Source organism: Pedobacter sp. 01T416_2 (genome assembly GCF_056398925.1).
This window is the reverse complement of sequence record NZ_JBFTQI010001130.1, coordinates 1-2397: the sequence shown is the minus strand read 5'-3', so window position 1 is coordinate 2397 and position 2397 is coordinate 1. Positions and strand designations below refer to the sequence as shown.

Annotated in this window: 2 protein-coding genes; both read left to right on the top strand. The window is 36.9% G+C overall.

The window, feature by feature from the left end:
- Positions 1 to 1090, top strand: a 1090-nt coding sequence (locus tag AC1DPQ_RS27975; protein ID WP_477611602.1) for an FAD-dependent oxidoreductase, incomplete at its 5' end; no start/stop codon positions are given.
- A gap of 93 nt (positions 1091 to 1183) precedes the next feature.
- The coding region (locus tag AC1DPQ_RS27970; RefSeq protein ID WP_477611601.1) for a glycoside hydrolase family 97 N-terminal domain-containing protein at positions 1184 to 2397 on the top strand (1214 nt) is incomplete at its 3' end.

Genomic DNA, 2397 nt, shown 5'->3' with positions numbered 1-2397 from the left:
CCAGCAAGCTAGCGCCTGGAAATGGCAGAAAAAAGAAGAATACGGTAACAAAGGACAGGGTACACCTGCTATTGATGGAACGGACCGTACCATGTGGATTTTTGAACCTCATGTTGCTGAGCAGGTTATGGAAGGTTTTGTTAAAGAAAATAAATTAAAAATTTACCGCGATGAATGGCTGGAGCGAAAACAGGGTGTAAAAATGAAAGATGGTAAGATTATCAGTATCAAAACCTTATCTGGCAAAATTTTTAGTGCAAAAATGTATATCGATGCTACTTATGAAGGCGATTTAATGGCTGCAGCTAAAGTAAGTTACCATGTGGGCAGGGAAGCAAACCATATCTATAACGAACAGTGGAATGGGGTACAGGCCTTGGTTTTTCAGCATGCGCATTATTTTAAAAATAATATCGATCCCTATAAAATTCCAGGAGATAAAAAAAGCGGCTTGTTGACGGGTATTTCTACTGATCAACCTGGACCGAACGGAACGGCAGACCATAAACTTCAGGCGTATTGTTATAGGATGTGCCTGACCAATAAAGCCGAAAACAAAATAGCGTTTCCAAAACCAGACCGCTACAATGCAATGGATTACGAATTGCTGTTAAGTGTGTTTAATGCCGGTTGGAACGAGCTTTTTAATAAATACGATCCTATTCCGAACCATAAAACAGATACCAATAACCACGGACCATTTAGTACCGATTTTATTGGAATGAATTATGCCTATCCTGAAGCAGACTACACAAAGCGGAAAGAAATTATTAAAGCTCACGAAAATTATCAAAAAGGATTAATGTACTTCATGGCCAACGATCCAAGGATGCCCGAAAAAATTCAGCAGCAGGTTAAAAAATGGGGTTTGGCGAAAGATGAATTTAAGGATAATGGAAACTGGCCATATCAGCTTTATGTACGGGAGGCGAGGAGAATGATTGGAGATTTTGTGATGACCGAGCATGAAGTACTCGGCAAAAAAGAAGTGTCAAATCCGATAGGGATGGGCTCTTACGCCTTAGATTCTCATAATGTGCAACGTTATATTACGCCCGAAGGTTATGTGCAAAATGAGGGCGATTGTTAAATCAAAAGCAGTGTTTAATTTTAGAGACTAAAACGATTTATTAGCCTTAAAATGTAAGAACCAAAAATTTTTATTAAACAAACAAACTTTAAAATGAAAAAATATCTGTCATTTGCCGCCTTAATGCTGGTTTTTACAATAAAACTCTTTAGCGCCCCTATAGAGCTCCTATCTCCAGATAAGCGGATCAAAATATCGGTAGCCATTAAAGAAAAAATTGGCTACGCGGTTACATTTAATGGTAATCCTTTATTAGCCGATTCCTATTTACAGTTAAATCTGGCTCAGGCAAAGCTTGGTGAGCATGCAAAATTGATCAAAAAAACATTTTCATCTATAAACACCAGTTCAAATCCTGTTGTACCGCTTAAAAATGCCACAGTGATTAACCATTATAACTTGTTAAGGTTAGATTTTAAAGGCGATTTTAGTGTAGAATTTCGAGTTTATAACGATGGGATAGCTTACCGGTTTATTACCAATAAAAAAGACTCGATCATTATAAACAGCGAAGATGTACACCTTAATTTTAATAATCCCGTTAAAGCGGCTTATTTAGAAACAGGCGGTTTTAAAACTTCGTATGAGATTTTATACCGCCAAAACGAGCTTGGAAAAGTGAATAAAGAGAAGATGAATGTATTGCCAATATTGTTCAACACAGGAAAATATAAAACACTTTTATCAGAAGCAGATCTATACGATTACCCTTGTTTGTTTATAAAAGCCACAGATGATAAAACTGTTGATGCTATTTTTCCAAAGGTGCCATTGGCTTTTGGAGAAGATGGAGACAGAAGTCGGAAAWTTTTAAAAGAAGCCGATTATATTGCAAAAACAGCTGGTAAAAGATCGTTTCCATGGCGTTTTTTTGTTATTACCGATAAGGATACGCAATTGGCTGCTAACGAAATGGTTTATAAGTTAAGTACACCTAACCAGTTACAAGATACCAAATGGATAAAACCTGGCCAGGTAACCTGGGAGTGGTGGCATAATGCCTATGTATACGGCGTGGATTTTAAATCGGGTTATAATCAGGATACTTATAAATATTACATCGATTTTGCTTCGAAATTTGGTATTCCTTACATCATTATGGATGAAGGATGGGCAAAAACAACACTTAATCCTTTCGAACCTAATCCAACCATTAACCTGCAAGAGTTAATTGCTTATGGCAAACAGAAAAATGTAAAAATTGTACTTTGGTTTACCTGGCTGGCAGTCGAAAATAACTTCAACATTTTCGAAACCCTGGAAAAATGGGGAATTGCAGGAGTGAAAATTGATTTCATGGATAGGAG